Origin of the sequence: Cerasibacillus sp. (assembly GCF_036516575.1) — a bacterium.
GTDB lineage: Bacteria > Bacillota > Bacilli > Bacillales > Amphibacillaceae > Cerasibacillus.
On the sequence record NZ_DATBTY010000040.1, the window covers coordinates 149,688 to 170,158 of the forward strand.

A 20,471-nucleotide genomic window follows, 5' to 3' on the forward strand; every position below is an offset into this window, starting at 1 on the left:
GGTGAAATAATGGATAAGAAAAATATACGTGTTGTCGTCGGGATGAGTGGGGGTGTCGATTCATCTGTGACGGCTCTTTTACTGAAAGAACAGGGTTATGATGTCGTTGGAATTTTTATGAAAAACTGGGATGATACCGATGAATTCGGAGTCTGTACAGCTACTGAAGACTATGATGATGTGATTCGTGTATGTAATCAATTAGATATCCCGTATTATGCTGTTAATTTTGAAAAGGAGTATTGGGATAAAGTATTTACGTATTTTCTGGATGAATATCGGGCTGGCAGAACACCAAATCCAGATGTGATGTGTAATAAAGAAATAAAATTTAAGGCATTTTTAAATCATGCTTTATCATTAGGTGCGGATTATGTAGCGACGGGTCATTATGCGCAAGTAAGAGAAACAGATGGCACATATGAAATGTTACGTGGTGTTGACTCGAATAAAGATCAGACGTATTTTTTAAATCAATTAACAGAAGATGTGTTAAAACGCGTTATGTTTCCATTAGGACATTTAGAAAAACATGAAGTTCGTGAGATTGCAAAAAAACATAATCTTGTGACAGCAGATAAGAAAGATAGTACTGGGATATGTTTTATTGGGGAACGTGATTTTAAAGCATTTTTAAGTGAATATTTACCAGCTCAACCAGGAGAGATGCAAACCTTAGCTGGTGAAGTGAAAGGTAAACACGATGGACTTATGTATTACACGATAGGCCAAAGGCAAGGCCTGGGCATTGGTGGCCCTGGAGAGCCGTGGTTTGTTGTTGGGAAGAATTTGGAAGAAAATATTTTATATGTTGAACAAGGCTTTCATCATGAAGCGCTCTATTCCGATTCATTAATCGCCACAGATGTCAATTGGATTAATCCAAACAAAATAAAGAACCATTTCACATGTACAGCGAAATTCCGTTATCGTCAAAAAGATAGTCCAGTAACAGTGGAAGTCAAAGAAGACAATCGTGTTCATGTTAGATTTCATGAACAAGCTCGAGCTATTACACCGGGACAAGCGGTTGTTTTTTATGATGGCGAAGTGTGCTTAGGCGGTGGGACGATTGAGCAAGTTATAAAAGATGGTCATGCTTTAACATACGTATAAATGAGGGTTGAGTATGGATAAACAAGAAAAAGCGATACAGTATATGAACGTGAAAAAATACGAAGAAGCTGCTAAACTCTTACAAGAACAGATTGAAGAACAACCTCTTAATCCAATCGGCTATATTAACTTAGGAAATTTATTAATTATGCTTAAAGATTATGAACGTGCAGAGGTGTTTTTAAATCGAGCAGTTGAACTAGATGTTGAATCAGCGACTGCTTATTATAGTTTAGGTAATCTTTATTATGAAACAGCGCAATTTAATCAAGCGCAAACCTATTATGAGAAAGCAATTCAACTTGGTCTAGAAGAAGCGGATGTTTATTTTATGCTGGGAATGACATTTAAACAACAAGCACTTGAAAAATTAGCTGCCCCATATTTATTACGGGCAACTGAATTAAAACCGGGTGATGTTGAGATGCTTTTTCAATATGGTTTAACAATAGCCAAGTTGCATATGATTAATGAAGCGAAAGCGGTTTTTATAACAGTTTTAGAAAGAGAAAAAAACCATAGTGATGCTCACTATAACCTAGGTGTCATCGCTATGTATCAGGATGATTTAAAACAGGCACAAGAACATTTCAAAGCTGCTTTAGAGATACAGCCAGAACATGTTCTCGCAGCAAATGGAAAGAAAAAAGTTGAGCAATTATTATCGTAATATATGGTAGATTGTGAGGTTATTGTCCATGTTAGAGGAGCAAGTATCAGAGCAACAATTATATATGAAAGGCGAGCCTTTGTTTACGATTTTCCACAATGAAACAGAGCAATTTTCAATTGTAAAAATTCGTATTATCGAAACAAATACTTCATTTGAGGAAAGTGAAATTGTTATCAAAGGATATTTTGCTCATCTACATGAAGGAACGTCCTATCTTTTTTATGGTGAACTTGAAAGCCATATAAAGTACGGTACACAATTTGCCGTGCATTCATACCAAACGTTTATTCCAGATACGAAGGAAGGACTCATAAGTTATTTATCAAGTGATTTGTTTTATGGTGTTGGGAAAAGAATTGCTACACGCATTGTAAACAAACTAGGGGAACGGGCGATTGAAAAGATCATCCAATCCCCTCATGTTTTAAATGATATTAAAGGATTAAAAAGCGAAACGGCTAAGAATATTGTAGAAAGCTTAAAAGAAAATCAAGGATTTGAGCAAGTTGCTATTTATCTCGCAAAATATCAGGTTGGTATGAAATTAGCACAAAAAATTTATCAGCAATATAAGGATGAAGCGATTGAAATCATCTCATCTGATCCGTATCAACTTGTTTTTGATATTGATGGGTTTGGTTTCATGACAGCTGATAGTATCGCTCGAAAAAATGGACTCACATATGATCATCCGAGTCGTATTGGTGCAGGATGTATTTATATATTACAACAAAGTGCTCAAAATGGGCATGTTTATTTGCCAACTGATTTGTGTGTTAAGCAAGTATTAAGGCTTTTAACAACAGCAAATAGAAGATTAACAGCGGAAGAAGTCTTAGACCGATTATTTGAACTAAATACGAAAAAACACCTTATTATTCAAGATGAACGTGTTTACTTACCTGTCCTATACTATGCGGAAGATGGTGTTGCTTCTCATTTAAAACGATTGTTAGACTATCCGATAGAAGATGAAACACCAAAAGCGGAGTTATTGAAAATTATTGGTAAAATCGAAGAAGAAGAAGTGTTAAGTTATGGGAAAGAACAGTTTGAAGCGATTGAACAAGCACTTCATTCAAAAGTGATGATTCTAACGGGGGGACCAGGTACAGGGAAAACAACGGTGATTAAAGGGATTATTAAAGCATTTGCGATGATTCATGATTTATCAATCGATCTCTCGTCATACGATGATCAGGCAGACTATCCGTTTATTTTGACAGCACCTACTGGAAGAGCAGCCAAGAGATTAACAGAATCAACAGGGTTACCAGCAGGAACGATCCATCGCTTACTCGGATGGGACGGGGATGATAGTTTTGAAAAAGATGAATCCAAACCTTTATCTGGCAAATTATTAATTGTGGATGAGTTTTCAATGGTAGATATATGGTTGGCTAATTGGTTATTTAAAGCGATTCCAAATGATATGCAGGTTCTTCTCGTTGGTGATGAAGATCAACTGCCCTCTGTTGGTCCTGGTCAAGTGTTATCGGACTTATTAGAAGACCAGGCGCTTCCATTTGTGACTTTAACAGATGTTTATCGGCAAAAAGAGGGATCAAAAATCATTCAACTTGCTCACCTGATTAAGCGGGATCGATTACAAGTAAGTGACTTAAATAAGGATAGAGATTTCAGTTTTATTTCCTGTCATGAAAATCAAGTTGTTCAAGTCATTTCTTCAATTATTCAAAAAGCACTTGAAAAAGGAATTGATATGAGGGACATTCAAATTTTAGCTCCGATGTATCGGACAGATGCAGGGATAATGTCAATTAATCGAGCGATTCAACAACTTGTCAACCCAAAAACAAATCGAAAACGAGAAGTAAAAATGAATGATGTCACATATCGTGTCGGAGATAAAGTCATCCAGCTCGTTAATCAGCCAGAAGAAGGGGTTTTTAACGGCGATATAGGCGAAGTTGTTGCCATCTTTAAAGAGGATGAAAATGTCGATAATAAAGAACAACTCGTTGTTTCGTTTGATGAACGTGAAGTTGTATATGAAAGAAAAGACTATATGAATATAATGCATGCCTTTTGTATATCGATTCATAAATCGCAAGGAAGTGAATTTCCGATTGTCATTATGCCCGTTGTGAGTGGCTACCGTCGAATGCTCCGGAAAAACTTAATTTATACAGCATTAACTCGTGCAAAACGTTCATTGATAATTTGTGGGGATAAACATGCTTTTCTAAGCGGTGTTGAAACGCTTGATACGAACAAGCGCTATACATCTTTAAAAGACAAACTAAATAAACTCCAAATTGAAGTAAACAATGAAAAGGACGAAGAATTATCACCTTACGATTTTATGGATTAAAAAATATGTATACTATGCTTCAATTTGGGCAACCCTATCAACATAAATATCATTTGAATAAATAGGTGATGGTGATGTGGCTAAGTTGTCCGAATTGTTCAAGCAGAGATATTGGTAAAGTAGGTAATGACCAATACTATTGTTGGAATTGTTATATTGAGATGACAGTAGTAGGTAATCGGTTGAATGTCCATGAAATTGAAGCTGATGGCTCCCTTATATCTCTCGACGATTTATTTACAGAAGAAGAGAGAAATATCCATTGATAACTCAATATTTATTTGAATGGGAGTCTCATCTATGTTTGTAAAACGTCGTGCTCTTCAATTTTTATATTGGGTCATCACAGGCATATTTATTTTTTTATTTATTTTTCTGCTTGTAAAGCTCTTTCCATTCTATAGTGCTTTTTTTTCATTTCTGTGGTCGGTTCTTTCCCCATTTATTATTGCTGGTTTGATTGCCTATTTCTTACATCCTGTTGTCAAGAAGCTGAATGAATTGAATTTCCCGCGAAGTATCGCCATTATTCTAATCTATCTCATATTTTTTGGTGGCGGAACATATCTTATATATCGCTTTTACCCAGCATTTGTATTACAATTAAGGGATTTTAATGAACATTTACCAGAGTTACTTGAAATGTACGAATCAATTATTTACCAAATTTATGCATCAACATCATGGTTACCTGAAACCGTACATACGAAGATTGATCATGTTATTACAGGTCTTGAAGCAGAACTTGAAGCATTTATTGGAAAGCTAATCGAAAGTATTACGAAAGTATTTAGCATGGTCGTATGGTTGACCGTTATACCGGTGTTGGTTTTTTATTTTCTAAAAGATTATCAAATACTAAAAAAGGGCATACAACGGCTCATACCTAAACGTTATTTACCTGATTGCGTTAAATTAATTCAAGCGATGAATGATAGTCTAGGGGGGTATATCCGTGGACAATTATTAGTTTCGTTTATTGTCGCTATGGTAACTTACTTGATTTTTCACATATTAGGAATGAATTATCCTTTATTACTCGGTATTATTATGGGTTTAACAAATATAATCCCGTATTTTGGGCCGATTATTGGTTCGATTCCTGTTGTATTAATCGCTATAACGATATCAGGTAAAATGGTCATTTATGCCTTATTGGCTGTGTTTTTAATTCAATTAATTGAGGGGAATTTTTTATCACCTTATATCGTTGGTAAATCGACAGAACTTCATCCAGTTATGATTATATTTGCTTTATTGTTTGGCGGACAATTAGGGGGAATTATTGGTATGATTTTAGCAGTTCCAATCTTAACAGTTGTGAAAGTGATGGCGAATTACGCTTTAGGTAGCTAGAAGGATTGACAATTCGATGAATCTTTCATATAATATGGCTAATTATATTCATAATGACAAGACGATGATAGTTACGAGTACATAGAACTTAGGGAAATAGAGAAGGATTCTCGAAGGCTGAAAGGAATCCTATCCAAAAAGCTATGGAAGCTAAACTAGAGTGCGACTAATTCTCGCCGGTACACACCGTTATGTGTTAAAGTGATGAATAGATCTCTATTCATAATAAGGGTGGTACCGCGAATGAAACTCGTCCCTGCAATATGCAGTGATGAGATTTTTTTATTTATAAATAAAATAAAGCACATAAATGGAAGGTGATATTGTAATGAAACAGTTGACATCACAACAAGTTAGACAAATGTTTTTAGATTTTTTTAAAGAAAAAGGTCATCGCGTTGAACCGAGTGCGTCACTCATTCCACAAGATGATCCGTCTTTATTATGGATTAATAGTGGTGTAGCGACATTAAAAAAATATTTTGACGGACGGATTATCCCAGATAATTCTCGAATTGTGAATGCACAGAAGTCAATTCGCACAAATGATATCGAAAATGTCGGCTTTACGGCAAGGCACCATACGTTTTTTGAAATGCTAGGTAATTTTTCTATCGGTGATTACTTTAAGAAGGAAGCAATCTTATGGGCATGGGAATTTCTAACGAGTCCAGATTGGATTGGGTTTGATCCGGAGCGCTTATCTGTGACGGTTCACCCCGAAGATGATGAAGCATATGATATATGGCTTCACGATATCAAACTTCCTAAAGAAAGAATTATTCGCCTAGAAGAAAACTTTTGGGATATCGGGGAAGGACCGAGCGGACCAAATACGGAAATTTTCTATGACCGGGGTGAAACTTTTGGAAATAATCCAGATGACCCGGAACTGTATCCAGGTGGAGAGAATGACCGTTATTTAGAAATTTGGAACTTGGTGTTTTCACAATTTAATCATAATCCAGACGATACGTATACACCTTTACCGAAGAAAAATATCGATACCGGTATGGGGCTTGAAAGAATGGTATCTATTTTACAAAACGCGCCTAATAACTTTGAAACTGATCTCTTTATGCCGATTATAAAGAAGACGGAGCAATTCGCAAACGTCAACTACGGTGATAGTGCTGAAGCAGATACGGCATTTAAAGTGATTGCTGACCATATTCGAACGGTGTCTTTTGCCATTGGTGATGGTGCTTTACCTTCTAATGAAGGGCGGGGGTACGTTTTAAGACGGTTATTAAGACGCGCCGTTCGATTTGCGAAGCAGATTGGTATTGAGAAACCATTTATGTATCAACTCGTATCTGTAGTAGGTGATATTATGAACGCCTATTATCCCGAAGTGAAAGAACAACATTCATTTATTGAAAATGTCATCAAAACGGAAGAAGAACGTTTTCACGAAACACTACACGATGGTCTTGAGATTTTAGAAGATATTATTAAACGTGAAAAAAGTAAAGGAAGCAATGTTTTTCCAGGTGCTGAAGTATTTCGCTTATATGATACGTATGGTTTTCCTAAAGAATTGACTGAAGAATATGTTGCTGAACATCAATTTACGATTGATGAAAAAGGTTTTCATTCTGAAATGGAACAGCAACGTGAACGTGCGCGAAAAGCTCGTCAAAAGGTAGATTCAATGCATGTTCAAGATGCAATGTTAGCTAATATTAATGTTGAAAGTGAATTTATTGGCTACGATAACTTGGATGTAGAGACAGAGATTTTAATGATGATTGCTGATCATAAATCAATTAAGCAAGCCCAAGCAGGACAAACTGTTTCAATTATTCTTAAAGAGACCCCATTTTATGCAGAAAGTGGCGGACAGATTGCTGATAAAGGAATCATTGAATCCCCAAAAGGTAGAGCCGTTGTAGAATCCGTCAATAAACTACCTAATGGTCAGCATTTGCATCAAGTAAGTGTAACTGAAGGAATCATCCAGGTTGGGGTTCAAGTAAAAGCAATTGTGAACAAAACCATGCGTCAAGCGATTATTAAAAACCACACCGCAACGCATTTATTGCATCAAGCCTTAAAAGATATCCTTGGCACACATGTGAACCAGGCAGGATCTTTAGTTGAACCAGATCGCTTACGATTCGATTTTACTCACTTTGGAGCTGTGACAGAAGAAGAATTATCAGACATTGAGCAAACAGTAAATCAAAAGATATGGGATTCAATGACACTAAAGATTGAATCTATGCCCATTGATCAAGCAAAAGAAATGGGTGCCATGGCTTTATTTGGTGAAAAATATGGTGATGTCGTTCGAGTTGTTCAAATTAATGGTTACAGTATCGAATTATGCGGGGGCTGCCATGTCCAAAACACATCTGAAATAGGTCTGTTTAAAATAATCGCTGAATCAGGTATTGGTGCGGGAACGAGAAGAATTGAAGCTGTGACTGGCCAGAAGGCATTTGAATATATGGATGAACAAATTCAACTATTAAATAAAACGGCAGGCCTTTTAAAAACACAAGTTGATAACATTCCATCACGCTTAGACCAGCTGTTTCAAGGCATAAAAGAGTTGGAAAAAGAAAATGAATCCCTCCATACAAAGCTCGCCCACTCTGAGGTATCATCTATGTTAGAAAAGGTTGAAAACATTAACGGTGTCAATCTATTAACAGCCAATGTTCAGGTGAAAGATATGAATCAATTACGCCGTATGATTGATGAATTAAAGCAGAAATTAACAACGGGTGTTATTTTACTGGCTATGGAAAGTAAAGGCAAGGTCCAATTAGCTGCTGGTGTGTCAAAAGATTTAACTGAAAAAGGTCTCCATGCAGGGAACCTCATTAAACATGCTGCACAAATTTGCGGTGGCGGTGGTGGTGGTCGACCAGATATGGCACAAGCAGGTGGGAGAAATCCAAATAAAATTCCAGAAGCATTAGCATTCGCTAAAGAGTATATTGAAAACAATTTTAAAAATAATTGATTGTGTAACGGTATATTTAATTAGTCAAACATGCTAAAATATGACATAAGAGTAAAACGGAATGGGGTGTCAGTATGAGTTCAAACGACAAAACGATGAAATTTAATTTTCAGGAAGAACCGTTTGATAGAGATATTAAAGATATTTTATTAACTGTCCATGAAGCATTAGAAGAAAAAGGGTATAATCCAACGAATCAAATTGTCGGATATTTATTATCTGGAGATCCCGCTTATATTCCACGCTACAATGATGCGCGTAACTTAATTCGTAAAGTAGAACGCGATGAAGTCATTGAGGAGTTAGTCAAATTTTACATTGCTGAGAAAAAGGCAGAACGATGAAACTCATTGGATTAGATGTTGGATCAAAAACAATTGGTGTAGCGATTAGTGATGCTTTAGGGTGGACAGCACAAGGCCTGACAACCTTATATTGGGATGAAAATGACATCCATTCTGCTGATGAAGAATTAGCTGAAATCATAAGAGAACATGGAGTGGGGAAGGCTATTATTGGTCTTCCTAAGAATATGAATGGTACAATTGGTGAACGCGGTGATGCGTCAATTCGTTTTAGTGAACACGTTGAAAAAAAGCTTGGCATTCCTACCGAACTTTGGGATGAACGCTTGACAACGATGGCTGCTGAGCGCGTATTATTGGAAGCGGATATGAGTCGTAAGAAACGAAAGAAAGTCATCGATAAAATGGCAGCAACACTGATTTTACAAGGTTATCTTGACCAAAAAAATTAGAGGTGAAAACATGGCACTCGAAGAAAAAGAACGCATCATCATTCCAGATGAGAATGGTGAAGAACATTTATTTGAAGTTTTATTTACATTTGATGTTGATAAAACTGGTCAATCATATATAGCAGTTGTCCCTGTAGAACAAAAAGACGCTGATGAAGTTGAAGTATATGCCTTTCGATATGAAGAAAAGAAACAAGATGATAATGATCTCGCTTTATTTCCGATTGAAGCAGATGACGAGTGGGAAATGGTTGAAGAAATGCTGCACACGTTAGCAGATGAAGAAGAATTGAATAAGTAATATCATTCAAACAGCTGGTATCCTATAGATACCAGCTGTTTATATCATTAATCATGCGATAACCTCGTAAAAAGTATAGCAATAAACAGGTATATTTAGTATAATATACCGGATGAGAGGTGTAAGCGCATATGTCTAAAAAGAATAAAAACAAATCAACTTTTCGAGATAATTTAATCGCACGTGGACATGAAGCAAGAACGGTACGGAAGATTGTTTTGATCATGATTTCCGTTATTGTTCTTATATTACTAATTGGTGGAATTTCTGGCTATATGTATATTAAATCTGCTTTAGAACCAGTCAATCCAGATAACGAGAAGGACATTCACGTTGAAATTCCAATGGGTGCTTCATCTTCTACGATTGCTAAATTACTAGAAGATCACAATATCATTAAAGATAGTCGAGTTTTTCGCATTTATACTAAAATAAAAAATGAATCAGATTTCCAAGCTGGTGAGTATGACTTTACTCAAGCGATGACATTTGATGAGATTATTGAATCATTAAAAACGGGTCGGGTAATAAAAGAAGCGATTTATCGTGTTACAATACCAGAGGGGTTATCGATTCCGGAAATTGCTAAAATATTTGAGAAAGAAGTCGGCATTAAACAAGATAAATTTTTGAAAAAAGTCAACGATGTATCATATGTAGAATCATTGATTGATGCATATCCGACATTACTTTCGGGTGATATACTACACCCTGATATCCGTAATCCTTTAGAAGGGTATTTATTTGCCGCTACATATGATTTCTATGAAGAAGACATTCCGGTTGAAACAGTCATTGAAGTGATGCTCGATAAATCGAACGAGGTCCTTGGCAAATATCTTGATGATATTTCAGCGAAAGACATGACCGTTCATGAAATGACGACAATGGCCTCCATGATTGAAAAAGAAGCTAAGAATAAAGCACAACGCAGAAGTATTTCAAGTGTCTTTTACAACCGGCTTAAAGCTGGTATGAAATTGCAAACAGACCCAACTGTCCTATATGCTCTAGGGAAACATAAGAAAAAAGTATTACTAAAGGATTTAGAAGTGAAGTCACCATATAATACGTACCAAATTGATGGAATTCCTGTTGGACCAATATCCAACTTCTCTGAGGATTCGTTGAAAGCAGCTATAAATCCAGATGATACCGAATTTCTATACTTTTTACATGATGCAGAAGGTAAAATTTATTATGCTAAAACACATGATGAGCATGTCAAATTAAAGAATGAACATATTAAATAATGAACAAATAGTGAGGTTTCATCATGACAGAGAATTACTTAAACAGTTTATTGCCTGACGAAGAAGATTGGGTTCGACAAATCGAACAACAAGCTAGGCAGAGAAATGTGCCGATTATGGAACCACTCGGCATTCAATTTTTAATGCAAATTGTAAGAATGCATAAACCAAAGAAGATATTAGAAATTGGGACAGGCATTGGTTATTCTGCCTTACGGATGTTACAAGCCTATCCATCGGCTACGATCATAACCATTGAACGGGATAAAGCAAGACGCTCTATTGCTTTGCAAAACTTACAAACTTATGATAGACATCATCAGATTGAATTAATTTATGGTGATGCACTGGAACAAATCAAACAATTAAAGGATCGTCAGGAGACATTCCAACTTGTTTTTATTGATGCTGCCAAAGGGCAGTATCAACGCTTTTTTGAATTAATCCATCCTTTAGTCGAAAAAGCTGGTATCGTTGTGTCAGATAATGTATTGTTCCGAGGTTATGTTGCTGATGAGGCAAGCCAATATCCTTCACGTTATAAAAATATGATTAATAAATTGAAATCGTATAATGAATGGCTAAGTCGTCATCCTGAATATCATACGACCATAATCCCAATCGGTGATGGCGTAGCAATAAGTTATAAGTTATCTAAACAATGTATAGGCATGAAAGGACCTGAAATTGATGAGTTTTAAACCAGTCGTTATAGGGGTGGCGGGTGGTAGCGGAAGTGGTAAAACATCTGTAACCCGCTCTATTTGCAATCGATTTTCTGATAAGACAATCCTTGTTATCGAACAAGATTACTATTATAAAGACCAAAGCCATTTACCTTTTGAAGAAAGATTACAAACGAACTATGATCACCCGCTCGCATTTGATAATGATTTACTTGTTTTGCATTTACAAGACTTATTAAATGGACACGCAATTAATAAACCTGTCTATGATTATGCACTGCATACACGTTCAAATCAAGTTATTCCAGTAGAACCAAAAGAAGTGATTATTTTGGAAGGAATCTTGATATTAGAAGATCCGCGTTTGGTCGATTTGATGGATATAAAAGTATTTGTCGATACAGATGCTGATTTACGAATTATTCGTCGGATTATGCGTGATATCAATGAACGTGGTCGGTCAGTTGAATCGGTCATTGATCAATATATAAAAAGCGTTCGCCCTATGCATCTGCAGTTTGTCGAGCCCACGAAACGCTATGCAGATATCATTATTCCAGAGGGTGGCAAAAATCATGTCGCTATTGATCTTATGGCAACAAAAATAGAAACAATTATTAATAAAAACCGTTAAAATAGGGAAAACGCTTGCAAGTTCATAGGAAATCTGCCATAGTATGAACATATATAATAACCAGGTGGACAATCGAGCGCACATAAATATGTGCTGCTCGTTTTTACTACTACTTTTATGTGTGTATATCATTCAAATGTATACATAACAAATTAGTTCTATATATTGTTGTAAAGATGTAAAAAGGAGTGTTTTGAATGTCAAGAGATAAAAGTTATTACATGACTGAAGAGGGAAAAGAAAAACTCGAGAAAGAATTACTTTTTTTAAAAACAGAGAAGCGTAAAGAGGTTGTTGAGCGAATAAAAATTGCTCGTGACTTTGGCGATTTATCCGAGAACTCAGAGTATGACTCGGCTAAAGAAGAACAGGCATTTGTTGAGTCTAGGATTGCACAACTTGAGCAGATGATTCGTAATGCTGTCATTATAGAAAATGATAATAATAATTCAAGTGTCGTTTCATTAGGAAAATCAGTTACTTTTATGGAGCTTCCAGACGGTGAAGAAGAAACATATCGTATAGTTGGAAGTGCAGAGGCGGATCCATTAGAAGGAAAAATCTCTAACGATTCTCCAATTGCTAAAAGTTTACTCGGTAAGGAAGTCGGAAATGAAGTTCAAGTAAATACCCCTGGTGGCGAATTCCAAGTGAAAATCCTTAAAGTAGAATAATAAAAAAGAGCGGTCACGACCGCTCTTTTTTAATTAAATATCATAGAAAAAATGTTACAATAATAGAGTATAAGTGGGAGGGGATGTAATGGATGATAAGAAGCAGTATAGTCGGGTTGATAAATACGAAAAACGTAGAAAAAATACAAAAGCCCTGACGATTTTGTCACTCATTGGTAGTGTACTCATTGTTGTATTGATTGCTATATGGTTGTTCGGTGGAAATGACAATCAAAAAGAAGAACCATCTATGGCTGAATCTAATAATCAGCAGGACCAATCTGATCAAGAAGAAGATGATTCGACCCAGACAAATGCTAACTCTAAAGAAGAAGATGAAGCGGATGAAACCGAAAAGGAATCTGAGTCTGAACAAGAATCTGAGGAATCAGTAGAGCTTATTGTAAAAGAACCAGTTGATCCATCCGACGCCAATGTCATTGAAGCTTATACAGCAAATTGGAAACCTGTTGGTACGATTCAAGAAGGACCACATACAACCCAATTTGATAAATCATCTCAAGACTGGAAAGAGATGACTGAAGCAATGGTCGTCGCAACAGATTTACCAGAAGAAAATATGATTATTCACTGGCTAGGACGTGGCGGAGAACAACAAGCAATTGGTACCATCTCATCAAAAGACAATAGCCAAATATATCGTGTTTATTTGTCTTGGATTGATGAAGAAGGGTGGCAACCAACGAAGGTAGAAGTATTAAAAGAAGTTAATATTCCTTGAAATATGAGTAATAAATGACGAGGTGATTGTAAAAATGACGATAGGAATCATTGGAGCAATGGATGAGGAAGTAGCTCTACTAAAACAAAAAATGACAAAGTCTAAAGAAGTTACTGTTGCAAATTGTGATTTTACATATGGGGAACTTTTAGGTAAACAAATCGTGCTATTAAAATCGGGAATCGGTAAGGTGAACGCTGCTATGGCAACGACAATTATGCATGAACGTTTTAAGCCAACACATGTTATTAATACCGGTTCCGCTGGTGGGTTTGCCAAAGAACTTAATATTGGTGACCTTGTCATTTCAACCGAAGTTGTTCATCATGATGTTGATGTAACAGCGTTTGATTATGAGTATGGACAAGTACCGCAAATGCCAGCACGTTTTATAGCAGATGAACATTTAGTCAAGTTGACAAAAGAAGCGAGTAAGGGAATAGATATCCAAGCCGTAGAAGGATTAATCGCTACGGGTGATAGCTTTATGGATGATTCCGTTCGTGTACAATTTGTTAGAGAAAAGTTTCCGTCAATGATAGCTGCGGAAATGGAGGCAGCAGCTATTGCGCAAGTTTGTTATCAATATAAGACCCCATTTGTCGTTATTCGCGCTTTATCAGATATAGCAGGTAAAGAATCATCAGTATCGTTTGATTCATTCCTAGAAAAGGCCGCTAAAAATGCTGCCACATTAATCATGCAAATGCTTCCATCTATTTAATTAAAAGAGCAACCGTTTTGTATGGGTTGCTCTTTTATTATCTAGATTTTATGATATAATTTAACCATCTGAAAATTTTGTGTGATTTTTTTGAAATGAGTGCTTTGAAAGAGTGATATTTTGTTAATAATTCTTACCGTCGCAACTTTATTAATAGCCTTTGTAATCTATATTCTTCATCTGATACCAGGTATGTCTTTTCTAGCGCGTATACTCCAATTTGGAATAGGGGTTGTTGGCTTTATTTTTTATACGGCATTTATTATGATTGCATTCGGCATTTCAGGTTTTTTAAGTTACCTAGTCATTCCATTTCTACCAATTGATGGGTCAGGGTTAATTTACGAAGGAGATTTGAACACTAGTAAGGATTTTGAAACATTGAATTATAAATTTATGGCTTTCTACGCATTGTTTTGTGCTATCATTTATATTCTCGCTAAATATTTATTAGGACTTTCTAAAAAAATCCGTTACGATTCATTGTTATCAATGTTATTCGTCTCACTTATGGTTATCACAGTCTTTCCAACGATTGTTCCCTATGTATTTCCAGGAATGGATGTATCTTTTTATGCAGCGTGTGTATTTGCTTTTATGCATGTTATTTTGATGCTACTCCCTAGTAAGAAAGATCGTTATGACCGTTATGATCGCTATGTGGAATATGATCGTGCAAGATGAACGATGTATCTTGCACGATTATTTGTCTTATCTTAAGACTGCTTCCTCCGTTCATTGCGATAATACTCATGGAACACTTTCATTAACGCTCTTTTTTCTATCCGTGACACATAACTCCGCGAAATATTTAACCTTTTAGCAATCTCTTTCTGTGTCAATTCTTTTTTATTATTTAATCCGTAACGATAAATAATCACTTCTTTTTCTCGATCATCCAAGATAGAAAAGTACTTTTCGAGCTTAGAGATCTCCATATTCAATTGGATGTATTCAATGATGTTTTCATTTTCTGCTTCTAATATATCAATCAAACTAATTTCATTACCTTCTTTATCTTGCCCGATGGGATCATGCAAGGAAACATCTTTTCTAACCTTTTTTAAAGTGCGCAAATGCATGAGTATTTCATTCTTTGTAACAGTAGGGGGGAGCATGAAACCCAAAATGTTAGGTGTCTTTAAATAATTCTAAATTCACCACCAATACACAAGTAAGATTACATGTATTATACTTAAAGGTTAACATTAATACAAATATGAGTGTAGAAATACGTTTAGTAACCTGGTATACTAGATAAAGAGGTGAGAAGATTGAACGTTATTGATCTTTTTGCAGGGGCTGGTGGATTATCAGAAGGATTTCGTCAAGAAGGTTTTAACATTCTTGCACATGTAGAAATGGATAAAAACGCTTGTAATACACTACGGACTAGAGAAGCTTATTATTATCTAAAAGAAAATAATAAAATTGATTTATACAAAAAATACATACTAAATAAAGTAAATAGAGAACAGCTTTATAAAAGTGTTCCAGAAGAAATATTAAGTAAAGTCATTGAGTCAGAAATTAATGATGAAACTATTGATAGTATTTTTTCAGAAATAGACAAACTTATTGGCGATAAAACAGTAGATTTCATTATCGGTGGTCCTCCTTGCCAAGCATATTCAACTGCTGGAATTTCTAGAGACCCAAACAGAATGAAATGTGATCCTAGAAATTACTTGTATTTATATTATATAGAATTCCTAAAAGAGTATAAGCCTAAATTTTTCGTTTTTGAAAATGTGAAGGGGATTCTTACAGCTAAAAAAGGTGAAATTTTCGAAGGGCTAAAAGGAAATCTTGATAAAGCTGGATATAAAATGGATTATAAAATTTTGAACTCAAAAGACTTTGGTGTGGCTCAATCTAGAGAGCGAGTTATCATAATTGGTTGGAGAAAAGATATAGAGTTTAGTTATCCTAAGTTTCTCGATGAATCTAATCCACCAACTATTAATGAACTTTTTAAAGATTTACCAAAAATAAATGCTGGTGAAAGTCTGAATGGAATCGGAAAATATATAGATACACCTAGTAAAGCACTAAAAAATATTCGAGATGACAAGTGGGATATACTTACATATCATGTGGCAAGACCTAATAATAAAAATGATTTAAATATATATAAATTAGTTGTAGAAACATGGAACAAAGAAGGTAAAATGTTGAAGTATAATGAGTTACCAGAACATCTAATTACACATAAAAATAGTAAATCATTTTTAGATAGATATAAAATCGTCAGAGCAGATTCCCAATCCCATACAGTAGTAGCACATATTTCAAAAGACGGACATTACTACATTCATCCTGATATTGAACAGAATAGATCATTGTCAGTAAGGGAAGCTGCACGAATTCAATCATTTCCAGATGACTTTTATTTTGAAAGTTCTAGGACAGCAGCTTTCCAACAAATAGGTAATGCGGTGCCACCTTTAATGGCGAGAATAATAGCAAAAAAAATTAAGGAAGCTTTTTAATGCTTCCTCTTTTATTATGGCTTTATGCATGCAGTGATGTACGGTTCAAAAGTGTTCCATATTTCTACTAAGTCACTAAAATTAGCGCGATAATTGTAATCGTGAGCAACTCCATTGAAGTATTGTAAAGTATTCTCTTTATTAATACTTTGTCTAACTCGATTAATTGCTTTTAAATCTAATAATTTGTTGTCACTAAACGTGTTTAAAACAATCCTTATATTCCCTGGAAGATTATTCTTTTTAATATCTATATCATTTTTAGTTTGATAGTATTGTGTACTAATATCAATCAAGCATCTTAGTAACAACGCCTGAGAATTAATGTTTTTATTTGTAATTCTTTTTAATTCTTCAATAATATCCTTTATTTTATGCGGAGTTTCTTCACTATAACCAAAACTAATATCAATTATTTTGTTTGGCGATACAGGATTAGGCTTTTTTGTAGCGTCTTTTTTACCCGGTTGCTCAGTAAAATCAGTTTTAATGGTTTGGCTAGTATTATTGTCTTTTGGATAATTTTCTACTGTTTTTCCAGTATTCTTTGCTTCATCAGTTTTACTAGTTTGCTTAGTTTTCTTCGTTTCATTTTCATTATTTAATTGGACTGTTTTCTCTGCTTTATTTAATTTCTTTGTTTGATCAGGATTATATCTTATGCCTATAGGTTGAACCGGATTTCCTTTAATTAATTTTCTGATGTTTCTAATACTCTCTCTTCTATCTGCACCGACTTGTTTCACAATACAAAGGACAGTTTCATGAAAGTAAGTGTATTCTGGAGATTTGATAAAACCTTCTCTATTAGTTTTTTCTTTTAAAGAAATCGAACATACTGGGTCGAGAGTTACCAGTCCATATGTTGATTTATTATCAATATTGTCGCCGGGCCTTTTCAATCTTAATTCCGCAAGTTTTAACCAATCTTCTTCTCCATGCCCAAATATTTTATAACCATTTCGATAAACTGATATCCCTTGATATGCTTCCAACATTTCATTTTTTATTTTAGTTTGTTCAATTCCTTTATGCCAACTTAAGAATGGTCTATCAAAGAAAAAGTTATATATTTCAATTTTTATTTCACCCAAATTAATATTGTTTGCAAAGTTCATTGAAAGAGTTTTGTTTAATGTTGATAGGAAATTATTATTTATTTGATTATTTGTATAATAAGTTTCTCCTTTAATTAGACAGTTAAACTTATACTCTTTTATGTTCATTCCCTCAATTATTGCTACGGCATGGAAAGGTGCCTGATCCAAAAATTTTCTAGGGGATAAATAATCTTTTTGTTGATATGAATCTGGGTAGATTATTTTATGTATTTTATTGTGTTCAGGATGTACAAGGTTTTCAATACCACGTTCAATTTCATAAAGGTTTATTGTTTTACTCAGTTCAGTCAAAGTTATTTGAGTACCCAATTTTTTATTAGTATATTCTTGAAAAATATTAATATCAGATAGACTATTTTTCTCAAGACTTTTTTTATCTATAGTAAAGTTATATGTAATATTTTCCTTTGAAGTTTTTATGGAAATTTTATCTGCTAATCTAAATAAACTAAATCTTCCTACTCCCTTACCACCAAGTTTTGCACTGTCATTAATCTTTGAACTGGTTCCGATTGTCAGCCAATTATCATGGATTTCCTCTAGACTCATTCCTTGTCCATTGTCTGTAATTGTTATAATGTTCTCTTCCATTTTAGAAAAATCAATAGTAACATCTGTAGCATTTGCATCTCTTGAGTTTTTTATTTGCTCTGCTATAGCAATACTATCTGTTTCAATATTTTCTCCACCTAATAGATCATATAATGTTCGTCCATTAAAGTTAAATTTTGCTTTTGTAACATTTTTTTTCATTGTTTTCAAGTCTTATCCTCCTCAATTTTAAGTGAAAATTTAGTGTGTTGAATTTTATCTTTTAACACACATACCTCCCTTGGTACACCATATCTTGCTGCAATGTCATAGATGGTAAGGTTCGTGTTTTTATATTGAACAAGGAATTGATCCGGCATGAGTAGTTCTACGGCGAATGTGTTTGCTTCTCGTTCTAGTTTGCTTGTTGAAAAAAATGTATGCGCTTTTAAAAATGATGTGTTTGTGTCGTGGTGTAGTAGTGCATGTCCGAGTTCGTGGGCACAGGTAAAACGCTGCATCTCTGTGCTGATCTGATTGTTAATATGTATAAATTTTATTCTCTTATATTTATTAAAGTAGCCGTAAATACTCCCCAAAGGCTCATAAAGAATTTCAATCCCTTTGTGTTCAGCGATATAGAATGGGTTGTTGGTATTGTATTTTTTGATTAAATTCGTTGCTGTTTTCTTTGGCATATCATCATATCCCATACCATATTTTAGGACCTTATCAGTAGCAATAAAGTCCATTTTTTAACGTCTTATTTTCTATATTTTTTCGGTGTGAATTTCTTTTTAGCTAATCGTTTTGCTAATCTCATAGAGTTTTCTAGTGATGCTAATAATAATTCTTTATCTTCCTCATCCAGTTCATCTATGGATCGGCCATCAAAATGAGCGTATCCGTCAGTGCTCAAGTTATTAATAATATCTTCTAAGTCCTTGGCAATGTCCTTTTCATCTTTTTCTGTAAGATTAGGAAGAGTATCATTGTAATTATGTTTTTCGGTACGTCCAAGCAGGTAATCAACACTAACTTCAAAATAATCAGCTATATGTTTTAATGTTTCATAGTCAGGTTCACGACTTCCTTGTTCATAATTAGCTAATTTCCCCCTGGAAAACCCAAGTCTATTTGCTAGTTCATATTGACTTAATCCTTTACTTTTCCTTAATTCGGCCAGTCTTTTACCTAGCATATTCAACATCCTTTTCATTAATATATTTTCATTATAGGAAACAATTGGTTTCTAATCTATAAAAGAAACAAAAAGTTTCTTAAATTAGGGGTTGACAGAAACATAACGTTTCCCGTATAGTGTTATTTAGATAGAAACAAAACGTTTCTATAAAGGCAGGTGATATATGTGCAACGAGAATTTTTAATTAGATGTCGAGGAAAAAAATCTCGACAAGAAGTCGCAAATGATTTAAGTATTACTACTCAAATGCTTGGAATGTTGGAAAGAGGTGATAGAACACCATCATTGGAATTAGCAAAAAAAATATCCGAGTATTACCAAGAACCCATTGAAAAACTTTTTTTTAATCAAAAAGGAAACGTATTGTTTCCAAAAGAAAAAAAGGAGATAGTCTCTAATTAAAGTTTAAATTTATCGGTACTGGAGGTCTATTCCAATTAGGAATAAGGGGGTGATGGTTTGAAGGGGTATGAAAAAATAGGCCCGTATGGCCAAGTTATTTTTAACAAAGTCCATAAGTTACATCTAGCTGCAATGGGAAACGAACAACGCAAACAATATGAACGCAATCAAGTTAAGTCAATTAAGGCGAACAATAAGGAGCGCTGTTTAGAAGTCAGATTTAAAAATGGTGAGTTATTTAAGTATTTACCGGAAGGCACTTGGTATTGAAAGGGGGAATGATTTCATGAGTAAGAAGGTAAATGTAACAGTTTTTTTTGGAGATAATTTTGACTATGTACTTAACAAAAGTTATGACTTCATCATGGCTGAAACGAGAAAAGATGAAAAAACTTTAGCAAATATCAAAAAGAGAAAAAAGAGTGAAAAAGGAGCGTAATGCTATAACTAAAATGCTTTCCTCACTCTCAAGCATCCCGGTATATTCCAAATTGGA

The 20,471-nt window shown here is 34.7% G+C and carries 23 protein-coding genes, 1 pseudogene and 1 other annotated feature; of the genes and pseudogenes, 20 read left to right on the forward strand and 4 right to left on the reverse strand.

Annotated elements, in window-relative coordinates; genetic code table 11:
* Window positions 1-9 precede the first annotated feature (9 nt).
* The 16 genes from mnmA to VIG73_RS08120 all read left to right on the forward strand — a co-directional run bounded on the left by mnmA (window position 10) and on the right by VIG73_RS08120 (window position 14,909).
* On the forward strand, window positions 10-1,116 hold the full coding sequence (gene mnmA / locus VIG73_RS08045) for a tRNA 2-thiouridine(34) synthase MnmA (protein ID WP_414648384.1): 1,107 nt from the start codon (window positions 10-12) through the stop codon (window positions 1,114-1,116).
* A 13-nt stretch (window positions 1,117-1,129) separates the two neighbouring features.
* The gene (locus tag VIG73_RS08050; RefSeq protein ID WP_331640773.1) at window positions 1,130-1,786 is read left to right on the forward strand and encodes a tetratricopeptide repeat protein; all 657 of its coding nucleotides are present in this window, start codon (window positions 1,130-1,132) and stop codon (window positions 1,784-1,786) included.
* A 28-nt stretch (window positions 1,787-1,814) separates the two neighbouring features.
* The gene (locus VIG73_RS08055; RefSeq protein WP_331640775.1) at window positions 1,815-4,124 is read left to right on the forward strand and encodes an ATP-dependent RecD-like DNA helicase; all 2,310 of its coding nucleotides are present in this window, start codon (window positions 1,815-1,817) and stop codon (window positions 4,122-4,124) included.
* Between the two features lie 74 nt (window positions 4,125-4,198).
* Complete coding sequence (locus VIG73_RS08060) at window positions 4,199-4,390, forward strand: hypothetical protein (RefSeq protein ID WP_331640777.1); 192 nt, start codon at window positions 4,199-4,201, stop codon at window positions 4,388-4,390.
* Window positions 4,391-4,424: 34 nt separating this feature from the next.
* Window positions 4,425-5,480: an AI-2E family transporter gene (locus VIG73_RS08065; RefSeq protein ID WP_331640779.1), complete on the forward strand. Its 1,056-nt coding sequence runs from the start codon at window positions 4,425-4,427 to the stop codon at window positions 5,478-5,480.
* Window positions 5,481-5,535: 55 nt separating this feature from the next.
* Window positions 5,536-5,741: a binding site (T-box leader), on the forward strand.
* Between the two features lie 67 nt (window positions 5,742-5,808).
* Window positions 5,809-8,454, forward strand: a complete 2,646-nt coding sequence (gene alaS, locus VIG73_RS08070; RefSeq protein ID WP_331640781.1) for an alanine--tRNA ligase — start codon at window positions 5,809-5,811, stop codon at window positions 8,452-8,454.
* 74 nt (window positions 8,455-8,528) lie between these two features.
* Window positions 8,529-8,798 carry an IreB family regulatory phosphoprotein gene (locus VIG73_RS08075; RefSeq protein ID WP_331640783.1) on the forward strand — a complete coding sequence of 90 codons (270 nt, stop codon included), beginning with the start codon at window positions 8,529-8,531 and terminating at the stop codon, window positions 8,796-8,798.
* The gene (ruvX, locus tag VIG73_RS08080) at window positions 8,795-9,211 is read left to right on the forward strand and encodes a Holliday junction resolvase RuvX (protein ID WP_331640785.1); all 417 of its coding nucleotides are present in this window, start codon (window positions 8,795-8,797) and stop codon (window positions 9,209-9,211) included. The genes VIG73_RS08075 and ruvX overlap by 4 nt, the downstream gene beginning before the upstream one ends.
* 10 nt (window positions 9,212-9,221) lie before the next feature.
* A complete protein-coding gene (locus tag VIG73_RS08085; RefSeq protein ID WP_331640787.1) occupies window positions 9,222-9,512 on the forward strand; it encodes a DUF1292 domain-containing protein in 291 nt (96 codons plus the stop codon).
* Between the two features lie 131 nt (window positions 9,513-9,643).
* Entirely contained in the window at window positions 9,644-10,765 is a 1,122-nt protein-coding gene (gene mltG, locus VIG73_RS08090; RefSeq protein WP_331640789.1) for an endolytic transglycosylase MltG, read from the forward strand.
* 23 nt (window positions 10,766-10,788) lie between these two features.
* Entirely contained in the window at window positions 10,789-11,466 is a 678-nt protein-coding gene (locus VIG73_RS08095; protein WP_331640791.1) for an O-methyltransferase, read from the forward strand.
* Window positions 11,456-12,085 (forward strand): uridine kinase, encoded by a 630-nt coding sequence (udk, locus tag VIG73_RS08100; RefSeq protein ID WP_331640793.1) that lies wholly within the window; start codon window positions 11,456-11,458, stop codon window positions 12,083-12,085. The genes VIG73_RS08095 and udk overlap by 11 nt, the downstream gene beginning before the upstream one ends.
* A 197-nt stretch (window positions 12,086-12,282) precedes the next feature.
* Window positions 12,283-12,759 (forward strand): transcription elongation factor GreA, encoded by a 477-nt coding sequence (greA, locus tag VIG73_RS08105; protein ID WP_331640795.1) that lies wholly within the window; start codon window positions 12,283-12,285, stop codon window positions 12,757-12,759.
* An 88-nt stretch (window positions 12,760-12,847) separates the two neighbouring features.
* Window positions 12,848-13,501 (forward strand): YrrS family protein, encoded by a 654-nt coding sequence (locus VIG73_RS08110; protein WP_331640797.1) that lies wholly within the window; start codon window positions 12,848-12,850, stop codon window positions 13,499-13,501.
* Window positions 13,502-13,535: 34 nt separating this feature from the next.
* On the forward strand, window positions 13,536-14,225 hold the full coding sequence (gene mtnN, locus VIG73_RS08115) for a 5'-methylthioadenosine/S-adenosylhomocysteine nucleosidase (protein WP_331640799.1): 690 nt from the start codon (window positions 13,536-13,538) through the stop codon (window positions 14,223-14,225).
* Between the two features lie 120 nt (window positions 14,226-14,345).
* Window positions 14,346-14,909, forward strand: a complete 564-nt coding sequence (locus VIG73_RS08120) for a hypothetical protein (protein WP_331640801.1) — start codon at window positions 14,346-14,348, stop codon at window positions 14,907-14,909.
* Window positions 14,910-14,941: 32 nt separating this feature from the next.
* On the opposite strand, the pseudogene VIG73_RS08125 reads toward VIG73_RS08120, so the two are convergent.
* Window positions 14,942-15,322 (reverse strand): annotated as a pseudogene (locus tag VIG73_RS08125) (sigma-70 family RNA polymerase sigma factor); the annotation flags it as partial.
* Between the two features lie 177 nt (window positions 15,323-15,499).
* Between VIG73_RS08125 and VIG73_RS08130 the strand changes: the two are divergent.
* Window positions 15,500-16,717, forward strand: coding sequence for a DNA cytosine methyltransferase (locus VIG73_RS08130; protein WP_331640803.1), 1,218 nt, complete (start codon window positions 15,500-15,502; stop codon window positions 16,715-16,717).
* A gap of 14 nt (window positions 16,718-16,731) precedes the next feature.
* Here the strand turns inward: VIG73_RS08130 and VIG73_RS08135 are convergent, their stop codons facing one another.
* From VIG73_RS08135 to VIG73_RS08145, 3 genes are read right to left on the reverse strand one after another with little or no spacing between them, the layout of a single operon-like run.
* The gene (locus VIG73_RS08135) at window positions 16,732-18,591 is read right to left on the reverse strand and encodes an ATP-binding protein (protein ID WP_331640943.1); all 1,860 of its coding nucleotides are present in this window, start codon (window positions 18,589-18,591) and stop codon (window positions 16,732-16,734) included.
* Window positions 18,592-18,596: 5 nt separating this feature from the next.
* Window positions 18,597-19,121, reverse strand: a complete 525-nt coding sequence (locus VIG73_RS08140; RefSeq protein WP_414648385.1) for an ImmA/IrrE family metallo-endopeptidase — start codon at window positions 19,119-19,121, stop codon at window positions 18,597-18,599.
* A gap of 11 nt (window positions 19,122-19,132) precedes the next feature.
* Window positions 19,133-19,570, reverse strand: coding sequence for a helix-turn-helix domain-containing protein (locus tag VIG73_RS08145; RefSeq protein ID WP_331640805.1), 438 nt, complete (start codon window positions 19,568-19,570; stop codon window positions 19,133-19,135).
* A gap of 168 nt (window positions 19,571-19,738) precedes the next feature.
* Here VIG73_RS08145 and VIG73_RS08150 point away from each other — a divergent pair, with 168 nt between their 5' ends.
* From VIG73_RS08150 to VIG73_RS08160, 3 genes are read left to right on the forward strand one after another with little or no spacing between them, the layout of a single operon-like run.
* Window positions 19,739-19,975, forward strand: coding sequence for a helix-turn-helix transcriptional regulator (locus VIG73_RS08150; RefSeq protein WP_331640807.1), 237 nt, complete (start codon window positions 19,739-19,741; stop codon window positions 19,973-19,975).
* Between the two features lie 57 nt (window positions 19,976-20,032).
* Entirely contained in the window at window positions 20,033-20,245 is a 213-nt protein-coding gene (locus VIG73_RS08155; protein WP_331640809.1) for a hypothetical protein, read from the forward strand.
* Window positions 20,246-20,261: 16 nt separating this feature from the next.
* Window positions 20,262-20,414, forward strand: coding sequence for a hypothetical protein (locus VIG73_RS08160; protein WP_331640811.1), 153 nt, complete (start codon window positions 20,262-20,264; stop codon window positions 20,412-20,414).
* Window positions 20,415-20,471 lie beyond the last annotated feature (57 nt).

Excerpts from the sequence above, each read along its gene's own strand:
- mnmA (WP_414648384.1), top strand. The coding sequence starts at position 10 with ATGGATAAGAAAAATATACGTGTTGTCGTCGGGATGAGTGGGGGTGTC.
- VIG73_RS08050 (WP_331640773.1), top strand. The coding sequence starts at position 1,130 with ATGGATAAACAAGAAAAAGCGATACAGTATATGAACGTGAAAAAATAC.
- VIG73_RS08055 (WP_331640775.1), top strand. The coding sequence starts at position 1,815 with ATGTTAGAGGAGCAAGTATCAGAGCAACAATTATATATGAAAGGCGAG.
- VIG73_RS08060 (WP_331640777.1), top strand. The coding sequence starts at position 4,199 with ATGTGGCTAAGTTGTCCGAATTGTTCAAGCAGAGATATTGGTAAAGTA.
- VIG73_RS08065 (WP_331640779.1), top strand. The coding sequence starts at position 4,425 with ATGTTTGTAAAACGTCGTGCTCTTCAATTTTTATATTGGGTCATCACA.
- alaS (WP_331640781.1), top strand. The coding sequence starts at position 5,809 with ATGAAACAGTTGACATCACAACAAGTTAGACAAATGTTTTTAGATTTT.
- VIG73_RS08075 (WP_331640783.1), top strand. The coding sequence starts at position 8,529 with ATGAGTTCAAACGACAAAACGATGAAATTTAATTTTCAGGAAGAACCG.
- ruvX (WP_331640785.1), top strand. The coding sequence starts at position 8,795 with ATGAAACTCATTGGATTAGATGTTGGATCAAAAACAATTGGTGTAGCG.
- VIG73_RS08085 (WP_331640787.1), top strand. The coding sequence starts at position 9,222 with ATGGCACTCGAAGAAAAAGAACGCATCATCATTCCAGATGAGAATGGT.
- mltG (WP_331640789.1), top strand. The coding sequence starts at position 9,644 with ATGTCTAAAAAGAATAAAAACAAATCAACTTTTCGAGATAATTTAATC.
- VIG73_RS08095 (WP_331640791.1), top strand. The coding sequence starts at position 10,789 with ATGACAGAGAATTACTTAAACAGTTTATTGCCTGACGAAGAAGATTGG.
- udk (WP_331640793.1), top strand. The coding sequence starts at position 11,456 with ATGAGTTTTAAACCAGTCGTTATAGGGGTGGCGGGTGGTAGCGGAAGT.
- greA (WP_331640795.1), top strand. The coding sequence starts at position 12,283 with ATGTCAAGAGATAAAAGTTATTACATGACTGAAGAGGGAAAAGAAAAA.
- VIG73_RS08110 (WP_331640797.1), top strand. The coding sequence starts at position 12,848 with ATGGATGATAAGAAGCAGTATAGTCGGGTTGATAAATACGAAAAACGT.
- mtnN (WP_331640799.1), top strand. The coding sequence starts at position 13,536 with ATGACGATAGGAATCATTGGAGCAATGGATGAGGAAGTAGCTCTACTA.
- VIG73_RS08135 (WP_331640943.1), bottom strand. The coding sequence starts at position 18,591 with ATGAAAAAAAATGTTACAAAAGCAAAATTTAACTTTAATGGACGAACA.
- VIG73_RS08140 (WP_414648385.1), bottom strand. The coding sequence starts at position 19,121 with ATGGACTTTATTGCTACTGATAAGGTCCTAAAATATGGTATGGGATAT.
- VIG73_RS08145 (WP_331640805.1), bottom strand. The coding sequence starts at position 19,570 with ATGCTAGGTAAAAGACTGGCCGAATTAAGGAAAAGTAAAGGATTAAGT.
- VIG73_RS08160 (WP_331640811.1), top strand. The coding sequence starts at position 20,262 with ATGAGTAAGAAGGTAAATGTAACAGTTTTTTTTGGAGATAATTTTGAC.